General features: G+C 61.5%; 17 protein-coding genes and 1 tRNA gene. 4 read left to right on the top strand and 14 right to left on the bottom strand.

Annotation, left to right across the window (positions count from 1 at the left end; all coding sequences use genetic code 11):
- Positions 1-5: 5 nt before the first annotated feature.
- Together desA and SGN16_RS00770 are read left to right on the top strand one after the other, a co-directional pair.
- A complete protein-coding gene (gene desA / locus SGN16_RS00775; protein ID WP_210642265.1) occupies positions 6-1190 on the top strand; it encodes a delta-9 fatty acid desaturase DesA in 1185 nt (394 codons plus the stop codon).
- A gap of 177 nt (positions 1191-1367) precedes the next feature.
- On the top strand, positions 1368-2357 hold the full coding sequence (locus SGN16_RS00770) for a sensor domain-containing diguanylate cyclase (protein ID WP_210642264.1): 990 nt from the start codon (positions 1368-1370) through the stop codon (positions 2355-2357).
- 88 nt (positions 2358-2445) lie between these two features.
- Here SGN16_RS00770 and SGN16_RS00765 read toward each other — a convergent pair whose 3' ends face one another.
- From SGN16_RS00765 to gabD, 3 genes are all read right to left on the bottom strand, one after another.
- Positions 2446-3657, bottom strand: coding sequence for an HDOD domain-containing protein (locus SGN16_RS00765; RefSeq protein WP_339101955.1), 1212 nt, complete (start codon positions 3655-3657; stop codon positions 2446-2448).
- A gap of 147 nt (positions 3658-3804) precedes the next feature.
- Positions 3805-5082, bottom strand: coding sequence for a 4-aminobutyrate--2-oxoglutarate transaminase (gene gabT / locus SGN16_RS00760; RefSeq protein WP_210642262.1), 1278 nt, complete (start codon positions 5080-5082; stop codon positions 3805-3807).
- A 171-nt stretch (positions 5083-5253) separates the two neighbouring features.
- Entirely contained in the window at positions 5254-6696 is a 1443-nt protein-coding gene (gene gabD, locus SGN16_RS00755) for an NADP-dependent succinate-semialdehyde dehydrogenase (RefSeq protein ID WP_210642261.1), read from the bottom strand.
- A gap of 349 nt (positions 6697-7045) precedes the next feature.
- On the opposite strand from gabD, the gene SGN16_RS00750 reads away from it, so the two are divergent.
- Positions 7046-7122 (top strand) — tRNA-Arg (locus SGN16_RS00750).
- 63 nt (positions 7123-7185) lie between these two features.
- Here the strand turns inward: SGN16_RS00750 and SGN16_RS00745 are convergent.
- The 5 genes from SGN16_RS00745 to SGN16_RS00725 form a co-directional block, all read right to left on the bottom strand.
- Entirely contained in the window at positions 7186-7806 is a 621-nt protein-coding gene (locus tag SGN16_RS00745) for a hypothetical protein (protein WP_339101953.1), read from the bottom strand.
- The gene (locus SGN16_RS00740) at positions 7803-8375 is read right to left on the bottom strand and encodes an RNA polymerase sigma factor (RefSeq protein ID WP_210645063.1); all 573 of its coding nucleotides are present in this window, start codon (positions 8373-8375) and stop codon (positions 7803-7805) included. Before SGN16_RS00740 ends, SGN16_RS00745 begins: the two co-directional genes overlap by 4 nt.
- Before the next feature lie 174 nt (positions 8376-8549).
- Positions 8550-10223 carry a VWA domain-containing protein gene (locus tag SGN16_RS00735; RefSeq protein ID WP_339101952.1) on the bottom strand — a complete coding sequence of 558 codons (1674 nt, stop codon included), beginning with the start codon at positions 10221-10223 and terminating at the stop codon, positions 8550-8552.
- Between the two features lie 156 nt (positions 10224-10379).
- Positions 10380-10961 carry a hypothetical protein gene (locus SGN16_RS00730; RefSeq protein WP_210642258.1) on the bottom strand — a complete coding sequence of 194 codons (582 nt, stop codon included), beginning with the start codon at positions 10959-10961 and terminating at the stop codon, positions 10380-10382.
- 102 nt (positions 10962-11063) lie between these two features.
- On the bottom strand, positions 11064-12065 hold the full coding sequence (locus tag SGN16_RS00725; RefSeq protein ID WP_339101951.1) for a zinc-dependent alcohol dehydrogenase family protein: 1002 nt from the start codon (positions 12063-12065) through the stop codon (positions 11064-11066).
- 107 nt (positions 12066-12172) lie between these two features.
- Here SGN16_RS00725 and SGN16_RS00720 point away from each other — a divergent pair, with 107 nt between their 5' ends.
- On the top strand, positions 12173-13051 hold the full coding sequence (locus SGN16_RS00720; RefSeq protein WP_339101950.1) for a LysR family transcriptional regulator: 879 nt from the start codon (positions 12173-12175) through the stop codon (positions 13049-13051).
- Between the two features lie 9 nt (positions 13052-13060).
- On the opposite strand, the gene SGN16_RS00715 is transcribed toward SGN16_RS00720, so the two are convergent.
- The 6 genes from SGN16_RS00715 to pgaB form a co-directional block, all read right to left on the bottom strand.
- Positions 13061-14374, bottom strand: coding sequence for an MFS transporter (locus SGN16_RS00715; protein WP_210642257.1), 1314 nt, complete (start codon positions 14372-14374; stop codon positions 13061-13063).
- Between the two features lie 39 nt (positions 14375-14413).
- Complete coding sequence (locus SGN16_RS00710; protein WP_210642256.1) at positions 14414-14587, bottom strand: hypothetical protein; 174 nt, start codon at positions 14585-14587, stop codon at positions 14414-14416.
- Between the two features lie 167 nt (positions 14588-14754).
- A complete protein-coding gene (locus tag SGN16_RS00705) occupies positions 14755-15315 on the bottom strand; it encodes a YbhB/YbcL family Raf kinase inhibitor-like protein (RefSeq protein WP_210642255.1) in 561 nt (186 codons plus the stop codon).
- A 184-nt stretch (positions 15316-15499) separates the two neighbouring features.
- The gene (gene pgaD, locus SGN16_RS00700; protein WP_339101948.1) at positions 15500-16048 is read right to left on the bottom strand and encodes a poly-beta-1,6-N-acetyl-D-glucosamine biosynthesis protein PgaD; all 549 of its coding nucleotides are present in this window, start codon (positions 16046-16048) and stop codon (positions 15500-15502) included.
- A complete protein-coding gene (gene pgaC, locus SGN16_RS00695; protein ID WP_210642253.1) occupies positions 16045-17400 on the bottom strand; it encodes a poly-beta-1,6-N-acetyl-D-glucosamine synthase in 1356 nt (451 codons plus the stop codon). The genes pgaD and pgaC overlap by 4 nt, the downstream gene beginning before the upstream one ends.
- Position 17401: 1 nt before the next feature.
- On the bottom strand, positions 17402-19399 hold the full coding sequence (gene pgaB / locus SGN16_RS00690) for a poly-beta-1,6-N-acetyl-D-glucosamine N-deacetylase PgaB (RefSeq protein ID WP_339101945.1): 1998 nt from the start codon (positions 19397-19399) through the stop codon (positions 17402-17404).
- Between the last annotated feature and the right edge of the window lie 7 nt (positions 19400-19406).

Raw genomic sequence — 19406 nt, 5'->3', positions numbered from 1 at the left:
AGCCTATGTGGTACGAAGGTTTTCTTGGCTTGTCGCCTTGGTCACTGGTGGCAGTCACCCTGCTGATGACCCATGTCACGATCATTGGCGTCACGGTGTACTTGCACCGTTATTCGGCCCATCGCTCCCTTGAGCTCAATGCCGGCCTCAAACACTTCTTCCGCTTCTGGCTGTGGCTGACCACGGCACAGAACACCCGTGAGTGGACTGCCATCCACCGCAAGCACCACGCCAAATGCGAAACCATTGACGACCCCCACAGCCCGGTCATCAAGGGCTTGTCCACTGTGCTGCGCAAAGGCGCCGAGTTGTATCGCGCCGAGGCGGAAAATCCGGAAACCTTGCGCATCTACGGCAAGAACTGCCCTGAGGATTGGATCGAGCGCAACCTCTACAGCCGCTTCCCACTGTTGGGCGTGGCGATCATGGGGGGCATCGACCTGCTGCTGTTCGGCACCATCGGTATCACCATCTGGGCCATCCAGATGATGTGGATTCCAGTCTGGGCCGCCGGCGTGGTCAATGGCCTGGGCCATGCCGTGGGCTACCGCAACTTCGAATGCCGCGACGCGGCGACCAACCTGGTGCCCTGGGGCATCCTGATCGGTGGCGAAGAACTGCACAATAACCACCACACCTACCCCAACTCGGCCAAGCTGTCGGTACGCAAATGGGAGTTTGACCTGGGCTGGGCCTGGATCAAGGTGTTCAGTTTCCTGCGCCTGGCCAAGGTCCAGCGGGTCGCGCCAATCGCACACCGAGTCGAAGGCAAGGGTCACCTGGACATGGACACCGCCATGGCGATCCTCAATAACCGTTTCCAGATCATGGCCCAGTACCGCCGGCTGGTCATCGCGCCGCTGGTCAAACAGGAACTGGAGAAGGTCGATCACTCGGTGCGCCATCAGTTCCACCGAGCCAAACGCCTGCTATCGCGGGAGACCAGCCTGCTGGATGACCGTCACCACGTTCGCATCCAGAACATGCTGGAACACAGCCAGGCGCTGAAGGTGATCTACGAAAAACGCCTGGCGTTGCAGCAGATCTGGGTCAAGACCAGCAGCAACGGCCATGACATGCTCGCCGCCATCAAGGAATGGGTCCACGAAGCCGAGGCCAGTGGCATCCAGTCCCTGCGGGACTTCGCCGACCAGCTCAAGACCTACTCGCTGCGACCGGCTACAGCCTGATAATCAAAACCCCGCCTCCGGCGGGGTTTTTCTTTGCTGCGCGGCCCCGCCCTTCGTCGCCTGAAAAGGAACTTCGCCTCAAATCCCCTATCTCAATGAGCACTTCGCCATCCAGGCGGGCTTTGGAGTGAGCGCGTGCAAATCCACAGCAGTGCACGTTCTTTGAGATTTGTGCCGATGGTCGACAAGAACCTACAGGATTCATCCCAACCTCATTGGCCCGAAGCGGCCCAGACCCTCATGGCGCTGATGCACGCCCAGGGCGAAGTAGCGCGCCTGAGCGAGCGTGAGCAACTGTTCAGCTCATTGCTGGTCAGCGTCAATGCGGTGCTTTGGGCATTCAACTGGGAAACCCGGCAAGTGCTGTACGTCAGCCCCGCCTACGAACGGATCTTCGGCCGTCCTGCCGGCCTGGTCATGGCCGATTTCAACGAATGGCGCGACGCAATCTACCCCGATGACCAGGACTACGCCGAACGCAGCCTGGCTGAAGTGCTGGTCAAAGGTGCCGTCGAAGATCGCGAATACCGCATCATCGCCGCCGATGGCCAGATCCGCTGGCTGAGCGACAAATGCTTCATCAACCGCAAGGCTGAGCCAGGGCAACCGGTGATTGTGGTGGGCATTGCCGAAGACATCACCGAAAAGAAGCTGCTGGAAAGCGAACTGCAGCGGCTGGCAACCACCGATGTGCTGACCCAGAGCAGCAATCGTCGACACTTCTTCGAGTGCGCCCACCGTGAATTCGAGCAGGCACGGCTACAAGGGATGCCTATGGCGTTCCTGTTGCTGGACATCGATGACTTCAAGGTAATCAACGACACTTACGGCCATCAGGAAGGCGATACCGTGCTGCAGAAAATCGCCGAAAGCGGACGTTCCGTGCTCAGGCGCGGTGATCTGTTTGGGCGGATCGGCGGCGAAGAGTTCGCCGCCGTGTTCCCCGGTTGTGCCCCGGACATGGCGCTGCAAGTGGCCGAGCGCCTGCAACGGGAGATCCAGCGCTTGAATTTTCGCTGTGGCGAGCAGAACTTCGGCATTACCGTGAGCCAGGGCCTGACCAGCATCACCGCCGAAGACCAGTCCCTCGACAACCTGTTCGCCCGGGCCGACGCGGCCATGTACGAAGCCAAGCGCCAGGGGAAGAATCGCATCATTGCGGCTTGAGCAATCTCGTCGCCAAGGAGTCAGCAAAACTCCAGTCATACCCAAATTCCTGTGGGAGCGAGCCTGCTCGCTCCCGCAAAGAGTCGCTTTATTTTCTGCGCAATCGCATCAACTCCGGCAATCCGATCTTCAGCAAACGCGCTGTACGCCCCCGGGCCAGCTCTTCAAGCCCTTCATGCTCGGTCAGGTGGGCCATCTGCGCCGCCATGTTCATCACCAGTGCCTCGCGGGAATAAACCCCACCACCCAGGCTATAGGCTGCCGCGATCAGCTCACGCAGCTCCAGCGGCAGACGCCAACGGGTGCGCAGCGCCGAGCCGAAACTGGCGCCGTATTGATCGAGGGAATTCCCTACTTCCTCCCACTCATCCAGCTCGCCCCCCGCCTGCGTCCATTCCTCCAGGCAACGCAGCAGCGCCAGGTCGCCCAGGCGGTGTAACAGCCCGGCGCAATAACAGCGTTCCGGTTCCAGATCCAACAGCCGCGCCAGGATCCGAGCGTACTCGGCGGTGTGCAGCGACAATTCCCAATAGCGCTTGGCATAGTCGGCCAGGCACGGGACGCTGAGCCGGGCGCAGCGCTTGAGGGTCAGGCCGAGGATCAGGTTCATGCTCTGCCCCGTGCCGAGCTGGTGCAGCGCCTGGGCCACGGTCTGCACCGGCGCGCCACCCTGATGCTGGGCAGCACTGTTGGCCGCCGCAATCAGCACCCCGGTGATTTGCGGGTCGGTTCGGATCTCTTCTTCCAGCAGCTTCAGATCCAGGCCCGTGGGGTTGAGGCAGCGCTTGACCGCCACCTGCACATCGGTCATCAGCGGCGCGCCTTCGGACAGCTCGCGCCGACGCTCCAGAAAAGCTATCAGGGTCAGCCCCGGGACCGGTACGTCGCTGGAGGTCTCTTCAGCGCCACTCAACAGCAACCCCTGCAAACGCTGGGTCAGGCTTTCGCGGTTCAAGGGTTTGGTCAAATACGCCATCGGCGCCAGTGGCACGACCTCCCGCACACTGGCGCTGTCGTTACGCCGACTCATCAGAATGAACGGCAACGGCACAGTTCGATGCTGTTGGCGAAGGCCGCGCAGGATAGTCAGGCCATCGACACCCGGCAGCTCCCAGTCGGCGATGACCAGGTCGTACGAGTTATGCGCCAGCAAATCCAGGGCCTGGTGTCCCTCGCCGCAGGTGTCCACTCGGGCATCGCAGCGCACGCCCGACAATACTTGCTCAAGCAGCTCCCGGGACGCCGGGTCGGCCTCGGCGATCAGCACACGGGGTACAGCGGGTAAAACCACAGCAGTCATGCAGCATCGCTCCCTTGCCATACATGCACCTTAGTCAATGAAGGCCGATGCAGACAGTTCAAAACCTGAGGGATGTGTTCCCGAATATGAAAAAACCCGCCGAAGCGGGTTTTTTTGTGAATCAGTGCACAGTCAGGGCTCGTAACATCAGAGCTCGGAGAAGCACTCTTCGAGAATTGCCAAGCCTTTGTCCAACTGCTCGTCTGGCGCAGTCAGCGGCACCAGCACACGCAGAACGTTACCGTAGGTGCCGCAGGACAGCAGGATCAAGCCCTTGTCGCGCGCCTTGGCCACGATCTGAGCCACGGCTGCGGCGTTCGGCTTGTGGGAGTCGCCATTTTCGAACAGCTCCACCGCAATCATCGCACCCAGAGCGCGGACTTCGCCGATTACCGGGTACTTCTTCTGAATGGCCTTGAGGCCAGTGACCAAGCGCTCGCCCACGGCCTTGCAGCGGTCCAGCAGGTGCTCTTCCTCGAAGACTTCCATCACCGCCAGCGCAGCCGCGCAAGCGATCGGGCTACCGGCGTAGGTGCCGCCCAGGCCACCCGGAGCGATCGCATCCATGTACTCGGCCTTGCCGCAAACACCGGCCAACGGGAAACCGCCAGCGATGGATTTGGCGAAGGTGGTCAGGTCAGCGGCAACGCCCATCTGCTCCATGGCAAAGAAGGTGCCGGTACGGCCGGCGCCAGTCTGCACTTCGTCAGCGATCAGCAGGATACCGTGCTGGTCGCACAGGGCGCGCAGACGCTTCATGAACTCCTTCGGCGCCACATAGAAACCACCCTCGCCCTGCACTGGCTCGATGATGATTGCCGCGATGTCACGGGGCTCTGCGTCGTTCTTGAAAATGCGCTCGATGCTGGCGATGGAATCGTCGATGCTCACGCCGTGCAGTTCGTTCGGGTACAGCGCGCGGAAGATGCCACCGGGCATCAGCCCCATGCCGGCCGAGTACGGCACGACTTTACCGGTCAGGCCCAGGGTCATCATGGTGCGACCGTGGTAAGCGCCGGTGAAGGCGATTACACCGGCACGGCCCGTGGCGGCACGGGCGATTTTCACGGCGTTTTCCACCGCTTCGGAACCGGTGGTCACCAGCAGGGTTTTCTTGGCGAAGTCACCTGGGACCTTGGCGTTGATTTTTTCGCACAGCTCCACGTAGGGCTCGTAGGCCAGGACCTGGAAGCAGGTGTGGGTCAGTTTGTTCAACTGCTCGGTCACGGCGGCGATGATTTTCGGGTGCACATGGCCGGTGTTCAGCACGGCGATACCGCCGGCGAAGTCGATGAATTCACGGCCTTCGACGTCGGTTACCGTGGCGTTCTTCGCCGATTCAGCGAAGATCGGGTGAATCTGGCCGACACCACGTGGAACAGCAGCGGTACGGCGGGCCATCAAGTCAGCGTTAGTCTTGCTCATTACAGTCCTCATTCGCCGCTCATCGGTCGGCGTGGTTCAAGGAATACATGGCCGGGAGGCAACTGCGACAGCATGCGATGATCGACTGCCACAGCGTTCCGGCCACAAGAAACAGAACAGGTGAAACACGCAAAGGGACAGCGCTCTCGTGCCCTTTGCGCTTGAAGCGGATCAGATACCCAGGCAGAGGTATTTGATTTCCAGGTAGTCCTCGATGCCGTACTTGGAGCCTTCACGGCCCAGGCCCGAGGCCTTGATGCCGCCAAACGGCGCGACTTCGTTGGAGATCAAACCGGTGTTGACGCCGACCATGCCGTATTCCAGGGCTTCGGCCACACGGAACACACGGCCCAGGTCGCGGGCATAGAAGTACGAGGCCAGGCCGAACTCGGTGTCGTTGGACATCGCGATCACTTCGGCTTCGTCTTTGAAGCGGAACAGCGGCGCCAGCGGGCCGAAGGTTTCTTCCTTCGCCACGGCGGCATTCTTCGGTACGTTGGTCAGGATGGTGGGTTCGAAGAAGTTGCCTTCCATCGCCTTGCCACCCGCCAGTACGGTCGCGCCTTTGCTGACTGCATCGGCAATGTGCTCTTGCACCTTGGCAACCGCTTTGCCGTCGATCAACGGACCGGTGGTGGTGCCGTCTTCCAGACCGTTGCCAATCTTGAGCTTGGCTACCGCCACTTTCAGTTTCTCAGCGAAAGCGTCGTACACCGAGTCCTGAATGTACAGGCGGTTGGCGCAGACGCAGGTCTGGCCGTTGTTGCGGTACTTGGAAATGATCGCGCCTTCGACAGCCTTATCCAGGTCGGCGTCGTCGAACACGATGAACGGCGCGTTGCCGCCCAGTTCCAGGGAGACTTTCTTGATGTCCTTGGCACATTCGGCCATCAACTGACGACCGATCTCGGTCGAGCCGGTGAACGACAGCTTACGCACGATTGGGTTGCTGGTCAGCTCGCCGCCGATGTCGCCGGCACTGCCAGTGACCACGCTCAGCACGCCTTGCGGGATGCCGGCACGGTGCGCCAGCTCAACCAGGGCCAGGGCCGAGAACGGCGTCTGCGAAGCCGGTTTGATGACCATGGTGCAACCAGCGGCCAGGGCAGGGCCGGCCTTGCGGGTGATCATCGCGGCCGGGAAGTTCCACGGGGTAATGGCAGCGGTCACGCCGATTGGCTGCTTGATCACGATCAGGCGTTTGTCCGGTTGGTGGCCGGGAATCACATCACCGTAGATACGCTTGGCTTCTTCGGCGAACCATTCGATGAAGGAGGCTGCGTAGACGATTTCGCCCTTGGCCTCAGCCAGCGGCTTGCCTTGTTCCAGGGTCATCAGGCGACCGAGGTCGTCCTGGTTTTCGATCAGTAATTCATACCAGCGGCGCAGCTTGTTGGCGCGCTCCTTGGCCGTCAGCGCACGCCAGGCCGGCAGCGCCTTGTCGGCGGCTTCAATCGCCCGACGGGTTTCGGCGGCGCCCATTTTCGGCACAGTGCCCAGCACTTCGCCCGTTGCCGGGTTGGTGACCTTGATTGTCTGACCATTGTCCGCATCGACCCAAGCGCCATCGATAAAGGCTTGTTGGCGGAACAACTGGGTGTCTTTAAGCTGCATGTCGGCTTTCCTTAACAGCACCGCGCGCACGCGGAGCGAATTAGATTTGTAGAAAGGCGCCTCAGGGGCTGCCGTCAGGGAAATCATCCACCGGGCTGAAGCACAGAAATAACGCACATAAGCACAGACGTGCGGTTCAGCACCCAGACAAGAGCGTTTGAAATCTCAAACGAATCCTAGGGCCGATGGGGGTGAAGGACAATAGGCTGTTCGAAAAAAAGAACGAAAAATCCGGATTTGCCCGCTTTTTCTGATCAGCGTAGCCGATGCCCGCCCAGGCTTATGAAAACACCGGCAAATCAGCAGCATGGACGCCCGCGATGCATATGAGTATCATGGCGCCCGCGTCGCACCAGTAGCTCAGCTGGATAGAGTACTGCCCTCCGAAGGCAGGGGTCGTGGGTTCGAATCCCGCCTGGTGCACCATTTACAGAATCAAAAGCCCCTGGTCGCAAGACCTGGGGCTTTTTTTGTGGGCGCGGAGCTCAGTCAACGCTTTTGCAGCGCCTCCAACCGCGCCGGCAAGTCTTCCTTGGGAAAGCGCTTGTGCAGCGCCAGCAGCTTCTCATCGGCAGCCTTGGCATCACCGGCCTGGCGCAAACGCAGGATTTCCAGCAGTTCCTGCTCCAACGATGGCAGGGCAACGGGCGCGCTTTTGCTCATTTTCGCCGCAGGCTTTTCCGCGAAGGCCTGATCAGCGCTTGCCGGGGCCTGGGCGAGTTCGCCCTGGGGGGCTGCCATCCGGGCTATAGGGGCGGGAGCGGGCATGGCCGGCGGCGGTGCAGCGGCAACGGCGGGTTCTTGCCGATCGGCGGAAAACTCCATCGAGGCGGGCGAGGCCAGCTCGTCGTGGGGCACGGGTGAACGCACTACCAGACCAATCATCAGCGCCACACCGGCGACCGTGGCGAATGCCATTTGCCAACGCGGCCGTTGGCAGGCTTGCAGCCAGCGCGTCCACAAGCTTGGGGCGGGCGTTGGCGCTTCACGATGGGCGGCAGCCAGGATAAAAGCGTCCAGGGACGCGGGCGGCTCGCCGCTGGCGTGTTGGCGGAAATGCTTGATGAGCATTTCGTCGTCGGGATCCGGGGTGTGTTTGGTATCAATCATGCGGGTACCTCCTCGGCCAGCAGGCGATGCAACTTCTGCTGGGCGTAACGCAAGCGGCTTTTGACCGTTTCCAACGGGACGCCGGTCAAGGCGGCGATCTGCGGCAGCTCCAGGTCGCCGTGCAGGCGCAGCAGGAAGACCTCCCGCTGATCCTCGGGCAAGGCCTGCAACGCGGCGTCGAGACGAGCCTGGTCGCGGCTAAGGCTCAACTGTTGCTCAGGGCTGCCGGTGTCGTCGGGCTGGACGTGAAGCTGCTCGTCGTAACTGTCGTGCAACGGGTTGTGGACCCCGTGTTTGCGCCAGTGATCGATCAAGCGGTTGCGGGCGATCTGGAACAGCCAGGTACGAAAACTCGCCCGGCCTTGTGGCTGGGTAGCGCTGCGAATCAGGCTGAGCCAGGTCTCCTGGAAGACTTCCTCGGCCAGTTCGGCTTTGTTGCTCAAGGACACGAGGAAACGGTAAAGCCCTAGCCGATGGCGGGCGTAGAGGACTTCAAAAGAAGCCTTGTCGCCGTTGCGGTAGCGGGCCAGCAGCGATTCGTCGCTGGGAGGATCAAGCGCAGCGGGCATGTGGGTGGCGAACTCCTTTCCGGTCATTGCAACACAGTCCTGGCAGATAACAAGGGAACACTGTGGGAGCGAGCTTGCTCGCGATGGCGTCAGGACAGTCAATAAGAATGATGACTGGTCCACCGCAATCGCGAGCAAGCTCGCTCCCACATTTGATCCTCGTTGTGCGCAGGATCAGCGCTTGGCCTCAGGCTCGAGGCTCTGGGCCAGTTCCACCAACTGCACAAACTCGGCACGCAGCCCAAACGGGTCATCACCTCGGGCCGAGCGCGCCAATTGCGCGGTGTCCTTCAAGGTCATCGTCCCAGTGTAGCGTCCATCGCCCTTGAGCTGTTGGGCGAAGGCCGCCACGGCGGCCGAGAAACGCAAGTCATCGCTGGCCTTGGCATCGTTTGGCGCGCTGTCGATAGGATGCTCGATCAATCGGCTACTGCCACCCTCGGCGGGTTTGTAGCGTACGCGCAACATCGCCAGCTCTCCTGACTTGCCGTCCAGCTTGGGCGTGTTGGCATAACGCAGCGGCTCCAACCAGCCTTGCTCGCCTTTCGGGACAATTTCATACAACGCTGTCACCGTATGCCCGGCACCAATCTCACCCGCATCGACCTTATCGTTGTTGAAATCCTCACGCTTGAGCGCGCGGTTCTCATAACCCAGCAGGCGATATTCGCTGACCTGGGCAGGGTTGAACTCCACCTGCAACTTTACATCCCGCGCCACCACCGCCAGGGTTGAGCTGAGCTGGTCCACCAGCACCTTGCGCGCTTCGAGCAGGTTGTCGATGTAGGCGTAGTTGCCGTCGCCGGCGTCAGCCAGTTGCTCCATCAGGTGTTCATTGTAGTTATCCACACCGAAGCCCAGCGTCGTCAGGGAGACGCCGCTTTTGCGTTGGTCCACCGCCATTTGCTTGAGGCTGTCGAAATCACTGACACCGACGTTGAAGTCGCCATCGGTGGCCAGCAGGATGCGATTGATGCCCTTGTCGATAAAGCTCTCCCGAGCCATTTGATAAGCCAGCTCGATACCCGACGCCCCTGCGGTAGAACCTCCGGCATCGAGTTGATCAATGGCGTTGCGGATCTTCACCTTGTCGCGGCCCGAAGTGGGCTTGAGCACCACCCGGGATTCGCCGGCATACACCACCAGGGACACCCGGTCCTGGTCACGCAATTGATCCACCAGCAGTTTCAGGGTGCTCTTGACCAGCGGCAGGCCTTCGCGGCGGTCCATGGAGCCGGACACATCCACCAGGAATACCAGGTTGGCCGGCGCCAGGTCCGCCACGGCGCGGTCGCTGGCCTTGATGCCGACGCGCAGCAAGCGAGTGTGGGGGTTCCACGGCGTTGGGGCCACCTCGGTGGTCACGCCAAAGGGCGAACCATCGGTAGGCAGCGCGTAGTGGTAAGGGAAGTAGTTGACCATTTCCTCCAGTCGCACGGCACCTTCGGGCGGCAGGCTGCCTTGGTTGAGGAAACGTCGCACATTGGCATAGCTGCCGGTATCGACATCCACGCTGAAGGTCGAGACCGGCGTTTCGGCCACGCTATGGATGGGGTTGTCCGGCAGTTTTTCGTACTGTTCGCGCGGCTCGGAGCGGTAGTCCCCGGCAATGGCATCGTTCGCCACACTTGGGGCGGGCATCGATGCCGGGGCGGCCATGCGCTTGCTCATGGGCTCGCGCACGTAGGCGATCTCGCCTAGCGGTACAACGCTGGGCGCCACGGCTACCGGTTCGGTCGGCTTGGCAGCCTCGCGGGACGAAGACAACCCACAACCGGCCAACGCCACCAGCAAAGTCACGGCGAAGCCCTGGGCAGCAGGACGTATAAAGGGGAGTGGACGGGACATGGGCTGAACCTCGTGAATGAATGATCCGTTCACAGGGTCAGACGCAAGGCACATGCGGTTCGGGTTAACGACCAAGAAGTTTTTTTGCTGCACTGAAAAGACAGACCTGGCCACCCCAAAGTGGCCAGGCTATTACCGCCGTTGCAGCAGGCATTGCTAACGAGACGGAATGCCCTGCAGGTCATCGGCGATGAAGCGGCTCAACTGGCCGGTGTAATAGTCTTCGACATCGGAGTTGCCTCTGTTCGTCAGGGCGCCCGCCATGCCTCTCATGACCTCGAGTTGCCCGATCGCCCCACCCGGCATCAGCCCCTGGCGGGCCTGGGCGAAGTGCAATACCTCGTCACCGGCCTTCTTCACCTTGACCTGATAACTGAAATCGACACTGGCCAGGTACGTACCGTCGGCAACAATCTTGTTCATGAAGCCACCTTGGGTGTCTTGAATCCGGCGCGCATAAACGGCGTTGACGTCCAGCAGATAGTCAGCGGTTTCCTTGCTGGAGGCATAGCGATTGCCGTCGAGCAGGCGGACGATCAGGTCGGTGTGCAGCCGGTCACGGACTTTTTCGTCGGGCAGAAAGCGTTCGTTTTTGCCTACGACTTCGACGTTGAACGTGTCAATCCAATAGGTGGCGGTCTCGGGGATCGCCACCGGTGCAGGGGAAATGTAGTAATCGGGCTTGGAAGCGCAACCGGCCATGAGGCAGAGGGTCAGCAAGAGGGTAAAAACTCGCATGTTTGAATTCGTCCTTGAGATGCAGCGGCATAATGGCGGCTGCATTCTACGGGGTTTGAACGCGCGCTCAAGTTGTTTGGCCTTACGCAGAGCGGTCCCGTCTTACTCAACCCCAATGTCCACCACCGTTTTCCCCGCCCCGCGTCCCTCGGCTACCTGGGCAAACGCCTCATTGACTTTCCCAAGGCCGTACCGGCGCTGATCCACGTTGATCCGCAGTTGCCCTGACTCAACCAGAGCGGCGCCCTCCCGCAAGATCTGGCCATGATGCTCGCGCCCCTTGCCGGTCAGCAGCGGCATCAAGGTGAATACCCCGGAATAACTCGCACCGCGAAACGACAATGGCGCCAAACTGTGTTGCCCCCAGCCGAGGCAACTGAGGACATGGCCGGTGTAGGTTTTCACCATATTGAACGACGCATCCAGCGTGGGGCCGCCTACGGTGTCGTAGACGATATCGAAGCCCTCGCCGTCGGTGTGCAGGCGCACGTAGCTGTCGGCGTCCTGCCTCCGGTAGTCGATCGGTGTCGCGCCCAGGCCGCGGATGAAATCCAGGCGAGTGGCCGAGCCGGTGGCATAGACCTCGGCACCTCGGGCCTTGGCAATTTGCACGGCCATTTGGCCGACACCGCCTGCACCACCGTGGATCAGCACCTGCTGGCCGGCCCGGACGTTAGCGCGGTCAACCAACCCTTCCCACGCGGTAATGAACACCAGCGGCAACGCGGCGGCTTCACGCATGCTCAATGAACGAGGCTTGAGCGCAACCAAGCGGGCATCGACGGCGATGTATTCGGCCAGGGCACCCTGGGCACCGCCGATCCCGCCGGCCATGCCGAACACCTCATCGCCAGGCACGAAGCCGCTCGCGCCTTCACCCAGTTCAACCACCGTCCCGGCCAGATCGATGCCCAGTACGGCGGGCAGCGGTTGGCGGGCATGGGCACCGCCTCCCGCCGCGATCTTGGTATCCAGTGGGTTGATCCCTGCGGCATGAACCTTGATCAATACCTGTCCTCTGCCGGGAACTGGCCGGGGAATGTGACGCACGACCAGCGCCGCCTGAGCGGTTTCGGCGATAGCGGCAAACATGGTGTTGTTCATGACGGTAAACCTCCAATGAGTGGGTAGGTTCATGTTGCTGGCGAAGATGCATTCCGATAAGTAAGTAAAAATGGATAGGATTTATTCCAGATAGAGGCCAAATCCCTATGGATCTGTTCGAGGCAATACAAGTGTTCGTACGCGTGGTGGAGCGTGGCTCGTTCTCGGCCGTCGCCAGGGAGCTGAACCTGGGCCAACCGGCGGTGAGCAAACAGATCCGCGCGCTGGAACGCCATCTTGGCGGCGCATTGTTTGCCCGCAGCACTCGTCATCTTGCGCTGACCGACCAGGGGCAGCGCTTCTACGCCGAGAGCAAGGACATACTCGCCAGCCTGGCCGCCGCCCGGCTCAAGTTCGTCAGTGGGCAGGAACAGATCGCCGGGCCGCTGCGCGTGGCGGCACCTGTGAGTTTCGGTCGGTTGTGCATTGCGCCCTTGGTGGGCGAGTTTTTGGCACGCCATCCACAGGTTCGGATCGACCTGCGGCTGAGCGATCAAAACGAAGATGTGCTGAAGGAAAACATCGACGTCGCCATTCGCATTGGCGTGGTGAAAAACGAGGGGCTGGTAGCGGTCTCCCTCGGCGCCAGCCCACGCCGGGTGTACGCCTCCCCGGCGTATCTGCAACAGCACGGCACGCCGCTCGAGCCGGCGGACTTAGCCGGCCATAACTGCCTGGGTTTCACACTGCTGGAACACTACGACGTCTGGCGATTCGACCAGGAGGGCAAGCAACACTGCGTGACGATAAAGGGCAACGTCACCAGCAACAGCAGCGAAGCGATCCGGGAGATGGTGCTGTCCGGGCTGGGCGTTTCGCTTTCCCCGCAATGGTTGTTTGCGGCGGATGTTCGCCAGGGAACCGTGTCGGCCCTGCTCGACGATTACCAACCGACGGCGCTGCCCATCAGCGCCGTGTTCAGCCAAGACCGGCGCCGCTCGGCAAGGACTCGTGCCTTTGTGGAGTTTTTTCGTGAACGTCTTTGAAGGACCGGATCAGGATTCACACGCCAACGAAGGCTGCGAGGCCTTCGTATGCCGTCCTGGAAAATAAACCGCCGCCCCCACACCCACCGCCCCCATCACCACGCAATACCCCACGCACACCCACGGGCTCCACGGCACCAGCGCAATCAGCATCAACGGCGTCATGCTCGCCCACAACGCATAGGCGATGTTGTAGGTGAACGAGATGCCGGACACGCGGATTTTCGGCGGGAACAGGCTGACCATTACCGAAGGCACGGCGCCGACCACCCCGCACCCCAGGCCGGCCACCACGTAGGCCAGCCCCAGCCAGGCGCCGCCACTGATCAGGCTGGCGTAGAGCACGGCGATGCCCACGGGCAACAGCAGGCTGTAGAGCATGACGGTGCGCCAGGCACCGATACGGTCGACGATGAGGCCGGCCAAGACGCAGCCGATATTCAGGAAGACGATACCCAGGCTGCTCAGGGCGAAGGTGTGGCTGGGGGTCATGCCGAAGCTTTTTTGCATCACGGTCGGGGTGATGACGACGAACACCACCACCGCGGAGGTCAGCACGCAGGTGAGGATGGCGGCGGGCAGCAAGGCGTGCCGATGCTCGCGTAGGACCGTGCGCAGCGGCAGTTCCGTGGCCTCTTCGCGGTTGGCTTGCAGGGCCATGAAGATCGGCGTTTCGCTCAGCCAACGGCGCAGCCAGACACCAATCACACCGAAGACTCCGCCCAGCAGGAATGGCAAGCGCCAGGCGTAATCGAGAATCTCCGTCGGCGTGTAGATCCGCGCCAACGCCGTGGCGGTCAAGGCGCCCAGCAAGTAGCCGAAGGTCAGGCCGGCCTGCAGGAAGCCGAGGGCGTAGCCGCGATGATGCAGCGGCGCATGCTCGGCCACGAACACCCAGGCGCTGGGCACCTCCCCGCCCACCGCCGCGCCCTGCAGGATGCGCAATGCCAGCAACAGCAACGGTGCGAAATAGCCGATTTGCGCGTAGGTCGGCATCACACCAATGAGCAGGCAAGGCAAGGCCATCATCAGGATGCTCAGGCTGAACACCCGCTTGCGTCCCAGGCGATCGGCAAAATGCGCCATGAGAATGCCGCCCAAGGGCCGAGCCAGGTAGCCGGTGGCGAAGATCCCGAAGCTTTGCAGCAAGCGCAGCCAATCGGGCATTTCCGGCGGGAAGAACAACTGGCTGAGGGTCAGGGCGAAGAAGACGAAGATGATGAAATCGTAAATCTCCAGCGCGCCTCCCAAGGCCGCGAGGCCCAGGGTTTTGTAATCGGAGCGACTGAATCGGTCGCCTGGCAGATGGGTCGTGGCAGTCATAGGCAGATTTGAAAAGTGGGATTGAGAGAGGGCGACAGCTCAGTCGTCGCGACCGTTGTCCACGGGCTCAGCCGGTGGTTGGCCTGGCTCGGCGTCTTCGGCCTCGTCAGCAGGCAGGAAATCCTTGCGGCTCTGGGCGATAGCCCGGCGCATCTCATCGCCCTTGGTGGGGCAGTTCAGCAAGCGGGCGATGCCGTCGGGTTTCTGCGTCATCGCCATCCTCCGGCATGAGTGAACAGGGGCTCGATAGTGCTCGCTTTTGGCACGTGATGCCAATTTTGTGGTTGGAGGGTTGCTGCGCAACCCAACGGGAGCAAGCTCCCTCGCCACAGGGTGTAGACCATATCCCCAAGTCCAAACAGGTGTTTTTGGTGCCTGGGCTAGCGGTGGTAGCGCCGCACGACGCTGCTGTTGCGCAGCACGTGGCCGTTGATTTTTTCCATCAATTGGGCGCGCGTAAGGCCAGCGGGCAGGGCTTCCGGGGGCAGGTCCAGGGCGAAGAGCTGAATCAGGTAATGATGCGCGCTGTCGCCAATGGGCGGGCAAGGGCCGATATAGCCACGCGTGTTCTTGCTGTTGATACCGCTCATGCCTTCCAGCGCCGGCTTGGTACCCGCGCCCGCCGGAATCTGCCGTGTGGTGGCCTTGATACCGTAGTGGACCCAGTGGTCGACACCCTGCCCTCTTTGGCCGTCCGGGTCCAACATGACTATGGCATAGCTCAGGGTGCCGGGTGGGCCGGCGTTCCAGCTCAGCGCCGGGGAAATGTTCTTGCCACCACACGTGTTGGCGTCACTGGCCGCCGCAGCGGTGAAGAGGCGGTCGTCCGACACGCCGGGAATGCTGAGGGTGAAACGCTCCTCGGCCTGGACAGCCCCTTGCGCGCACAGCACCAGGGCGACGGCCGCCAGCCAAGGGGAGAGAGAGTTCAATCGGGTCATACCGGGCACCTTATGCGTATCAGGCCATGGACGGCCTGCGAACTATAGCCGCAGCGCCCATCCGGTTGCAGTGACAATTATGATGAACTTCGCCGCACTTTCCCCGACAGCCCCACATGTGCCCCCAATTTGTCCAACAACCCCAATCCACTGTAGGAGCGAGCTTGCTCGCGATGGCGTCGGTTCAACCGGCATCTATGCTGGCTGACACTCCGCCATCGCGAGCAAGCTCGCTCCCACGATCCGCCGGCAGGTGAATCACCCGGGGGCGCTCCAGTGGAGCGAGAGGCGGCGGTTGCAACTCCGGGCTCAGCAGATGGAAATGCGCCACGACGTGGCTGATGTCGCCATCCTGGTTGTTGTGGATGATCTTCGAGCCAGGCTGGCGCAACGTGTCCAGGCGTTCGTCGGTCAATTTGAAACTGTCGCTCAAACCTTGATCGTCCACCACCGGCGCCGGCAGCCGCCGCTGGGCGAAACTGCGGCTTTTACGCTGCTGATAACGCGCCCAAGTAATCAAGAGCACCGCGTTGACCAATGCGATCCAACCGTAGACCTGCAAGGTCCCCAGGGTGTCGAACAGCGATCCACCCAGGCGCGGGCCTGCCTGGCTGTCGAACAGCGGCCAGAGCCCATTGACCAGCAAATACACCAACCCGACCCACGCCAGCACAGTGAAGAGAACGTCAATGACCATCAGAAAAGGTCTTTGCCGGGTCCTGATAATTTTCATCGGATCACTTCCTCTTCTTCATCATCGAACGGTTTGATACCGCGATCCGGGCTGACCCAGCGCGCACGCTGCTGGTGCTGTCCGAACAACACTTTTGGAAAGCTCACCAGGGTGGTGAACAGGCTGATCAACCAGAACACCAACGGGTACCAGACCACCCAGAACATGATGTGCCACAGGCCTTTTTCGTAGCGGCGATCGATCAGGATGCTCACCGCGAACTGCAACAGGCACACCACTGCCAGCAACAACCCGGTGAAGGCCGGCGGCATGAGGTGGTCGACGGCGATGGCCGGCGGCATTTCCACGAATTTGCCGGCGCCCCAGAAAATCACCGACAGCAGGAACGTGAATGCCCAACCGGTGGACAGGCAATATTCGAACAGCAGCGGCCACAGGTAACGATGGCGGTATTGCCAGATGCCACGGATGTTCTTGAACAACACCTCGGCGCCGCCTTGGGCCCAGCGCAGACGTTGCCGCCACAGGCCGCGCAGGGTTTCGGGCATGAGGATCCAGCACAGTGCGCGGGGTTCGTAAAAGATGCTCCAGTGGTCCAGTTGCAGCTTCCAACTGATGTCGATGTCTTCGGTGATCATGTCCGGGCTCCAGTAGCCGACCCGGTGCAGGGCGGTACGACGGAACGCGACGATCACCCCGGAAACGGTGAAGATCCGTCCGAAGACCCGCTGGGTACGCTTGATCAGGCCGATGATCGAGGAGAACTCGCCGACCTGGACTCGGCCCACCAGGGTAGAACGGGTACGAATACGCGGGTTGCCGGTTACCGCGCCGAGGCGGGCGTTATCGAGCATCGGCGCTACCAGGTAGGCGCAGGTGTTGGGCGCCAGCAGCGCGTCACCGTCGATACACACCAGGTATTCACTGCGCGCCGCGATGGCGCCCATGCGCAGGGCCACAGCCTTGCCCTGGTTTTCCGCCAGGTGCAGCACGCGCAGGCGTGGGTCTTCAGCCGCCAATTGGTCGAGCATCTGGGCGGTGTTGTCTTTGGAGCCGTCGTTGATGGCGATGACTTCGATGTTCGGATAATGCTGGCCCAGCGCCGCGTGAATGGTGTCGGCGACGTTGTCGCCCTCGTTGAAGCACGGAATCAGGATGCTGATCAGCGGCTCGCCAGCCAAGGGCGGCGGCAACGTATCGTCCTTCCACGGCCAGTGGCGCTCCCAATGCAGCCAGAAATACAGGCCGCCGGCGATCCACAGCCCAGACATGAACAACGGGTAAAAGAACACGAAGTCCATCAGGAATTGCCCAGTGACCAGGAAGATCAGGCCCAGGGGCACGCCAAGGACAATCGCCAGCACCAGCAGGGCGAGCAGTCTGTCGAACATGTCAAGGATTCCACTTGTTGGAGAGCGCCGGCCGCACGGTTTTCACGGAGGGCAGGTCTTCGATGAAGTTGTCCGGGTAGTAGCCGAAACTGGTCACGCCCTGGCGCTTGAGACGCCCCATCCAGTCAGCCAATTGTTTGCCGTCGATGTCACGGGCCGGTTGGCTGTGCCAATCACGGGCCTGCAATTCGAACACCGTGCGCTTGAGGGCACCGGGGCGAGCCTTGACCGTGGCGACCAGGCGCTCAAGCCAGGGACCGGATTGCTCGAGGGTTTGGTTTTCCATCAACGGCATGGCCATCGGTGCCGTCCAATCGTAGGCGCCGAGGAAGTCATCGAGATTCTGGGCGAACCAGGCTTCGCTTTCAGGATTGAGCATCGGCTCGGCAAAGATATTGCGCGCCGTTTGCACCTGCGGACCGCGAATCGCCCGGACCTTGGCGGTGAGCTCACGAGTGAAGTCGATCAGGTAGCGGCTCTTGAAGCGAGTCCAGCGTTGCATTACTGCCGGATCGTCGCGCAAGGCGGCGATGGACGTCGGCAAGCCGTTGGCGGCATAGACTTTCAACGCGGCGGGGCCGGCATCTTCGAAGTCGGAGAACACCGCATCGTCATGGTACAGGACGCCGTCAATCGAACTCATCCGCGCCAGGTCTTCATAAACTTCACCGACAATCCGCCGCACGTTCGGGTCGAAGGGCGACAGGCGCACATATTGATCAGGGGCGACACCAGTCTTGCCGGTTTCCGGATCCCAGCGCTGTACGCGTGGCAGCTTCGAATCGAGGGCAAAACTGAGCACGGGCATCCAGGCGAAAACCTTGGCGTTGGCCCGGGTTTTCAACTGCCACGCGACCCGGTCGAACAGATCGGCTCGTACCGGCAGGTGACGGTTGGGGAAGTACAGCGAGCGTACCAGGCCGTCGCCTTTCGGGTCGGCGAACGCCTGCAGGAACACGGTGTTCGCGCCCAGGTCGTAGATGCGCTGGACCAGCTTGCCGACGTTGGCTTCTTGTTGCACTGGGTCCGGGTCGTAGACGTAATCCAGGTCGACATGCACCACGCGCATCGGCTCAAGCGCCTGCACGGAGACCACGCTTTCGGCGAAGTGAGCACCGTCCGGATCGGAGGCCACCAGAAAGCGTGGGCCACTCATCAAGTTATCGAGGCTGTCGAGGCCGTCCTCCAGGGTCAGGGCCATTTGATAGCCTTCACTGCCGATCACCTGCAGCGCTGTGCCATCGGCTTCCCCGTAAGGCCAGACCCACACGCGCGGGCTGTAACCGGCGACCTTGCGGATTTTCTCGGAAATAGCCGCCACGTCCTTGCGCAGGCGCGCCTGGAAATCCGCCTCGGTTTCATAGCGCCCGGTAGCGGGATCGTAGCGTCGGGTGGTCGCCGCCGGTTGCTGGTTGCCTTGCGGGTTGGCGAGGATGCCTTTGTGATTGGCGTCGGTGTGGGCGGCAATTTCCACCAGACCCGATTTGGCAACCTCGCGAATCTGCTCCCAGGTCAAGAACTCGGAACGCTTGCGCGGCACCCCGGCGAAATCCACCGTTTGGTTCAACGGCGTATCGACCCAGCTGCCCACCGGAGCCAATATCGCCGGCCAGTTATAGGCGCGCAGAATCGGCATGACGCGGGTGTAGAAGCTTGAGTAACCGTCGTCGAAACTCAGCAATACCGCACGCGGCGGCAGTTCCGGGCCGCCGTTGCGAGCGCTGATGATCTGGTCCACGGTGACCGGCTGGTAATTGTTTTCCCGCAGCCACGCCAGTTGCTCGATCAAACGCTCGGTACGCACGGCCACCAGCGCCTGGTCCGGGTCACGGTCCTCGACGTCGTGGTAGGCAATGCCAAGCACATGGTTCTTCGGCCAAGGGGCGTCGTTGGCCGCCAGCGGTCTTTGCGAAGGCGGTGTGAACGCCGGGGCTTGCTGGGCACAAGCGCTGATCAGCAAGACCCCCAGCAGGAGGATGAATCGCGAAATGACAGGCATCTTCAAA

The organism is Pseudomonas sp. G166 (assembly GCF_037027455.2).
Classification (GTDB): Bacteria; Pseudomonadota; Gammaproteobacteria; order Pseudomonadales; family Pseudomonadaceae; genus Aquipseudomonas.
The sequence above is the reverse complement of the archived record's forward strand: the minus strand, read 5'-3'. Positions and strand labels throughout refer to the sequence as shown.

What these genes read in the sequence shown, in the direction of transcription:
- SGN16_RS00740 (WP_210645063.1), bottom strand. Translation starts at nt 8,375, where the DNA reads ATGCCCGCTGCGCTTGATCCTCCCAGCGACGAATCGCTGCTGGCCCGC.
- pgaB (WP_339101945.1), bottom strand. Translation starts at nt 19,399, where the DNA reads ATGCCTGTCATTTCGCGATTCATCCTCCTGCTGGGGGTCTTGCTGATC.
- SGN16_RS00715 (WP_210642257.1), bottom strand. Translation starts at nt 14,374, where the DNA reads ATGACTGCCACGACCCATCTGCCAGGCGACCGATTCAGTCGCTCCGAT.
- gabT (WP_210642262.1), bottom strand. Translation starts at nt 5,082, where the DNA reads ATGAGCAAGACTAACGCTGACTTGATGGCCCGCCGTACCGCTGCTGTT.
- gabD (WP_210642261.1), bottom strand. Translation starts at nt 6,696, where the DNA reads ATGCAGCTTAAAGACACCCAGTTGTTCCGCCAACAAGCCTTTATCGAT.
- SGN16_RS00710 (WP_210642256.1), bottom strand. Translation starts at nt 14,587, where the DNA reads ATGACGCAGAAACCCGACGGCATCGCCCGCTTGCTGAACTGCCCCACC.
- SGN16_RS00720 (WP_339101950.1), top strand. Translation starts at nt 12,173, where the DNA reads ATGGATCTGTTCGAGGCAATACAAGTGTTCGTACGCGTGGTGGAGCGT.
- pgaC (WP_210642253.1), bottom strand. Translation starts at nt 17,400, where the DNA reads ATGTTCGACAGACTGCTCGCCCTGCTGGTGCTGGCGATTGTCCTTGGC.
- desA (WP_210642265.1), top strand. Translation starts at nt 6, where the DNA reads ATGTGGTACGAAGGTTTTCTTGGCTTGTCGCCTTGGTCACTGGTGGCA.
- SGN16_RS00725 (WP_339101951.1), bottom strand. Translation starts at nt 12,065, where the DNA reads ATGAACAACACCATGTTTGCCGCTATCGCCGAAACCGCTCAGGCGGCG.
- SGN16_RS00770 (WP_210642264.1), top strand. Translation starts at nt 1,368, where the DNA reads ATGGTCGACAAGAACCTACAGGATTCATCCCAACCTCATTGGCCCGAA.
- SGN16_RS00730 (WP_210642258.1), bottom strand. Translation starts at nt 10,961, where the DNA reads ATGCGAGTTTTTACCCTCTTGCTGACCCTCTGCCTCATGGCCGGTTGC.
- SGN16_RS00765 (WP_339101955.1), bottom strand. Translation starts at nt 3,657, where the DNA reads ATGACTGCTGTGGTTTTACCCGCTGTACCCCGTGTGCTGATCGCCGAG.
- SGN16_RS00735 (WP_339101952.1), bottom strand. Translation starts at nt 10,223, where the DNA reads ATGTCCCGTCCACTCCCCTTTATACGTCCTGCTGCCCAGGGCTTCGCC.
- SGN16_RS00705 (WP_210642255.1), bottom strand. Translation starts at nt 15,315, where the DNA reads ATGACCCGATTGAACTCTCTCTCCCCTTGGCTGGCGGCCGTCGCCCTG.
- SGN16_RS00745 (WP_339101953.1), bottom strand. Translation starts at nt 7,806, where the DNA reads ATGATTGATACCAAACACACCCCGGATCCCGACGACGAAATGCTCATC.
- pgaD (WP_339101948.1), bottom strand. Translation starts at nt 16,048, where the DNA reads ATGAAAATTATCAGGACCCGGCAAAGACCTTTTCTGATGGTCATTGAC.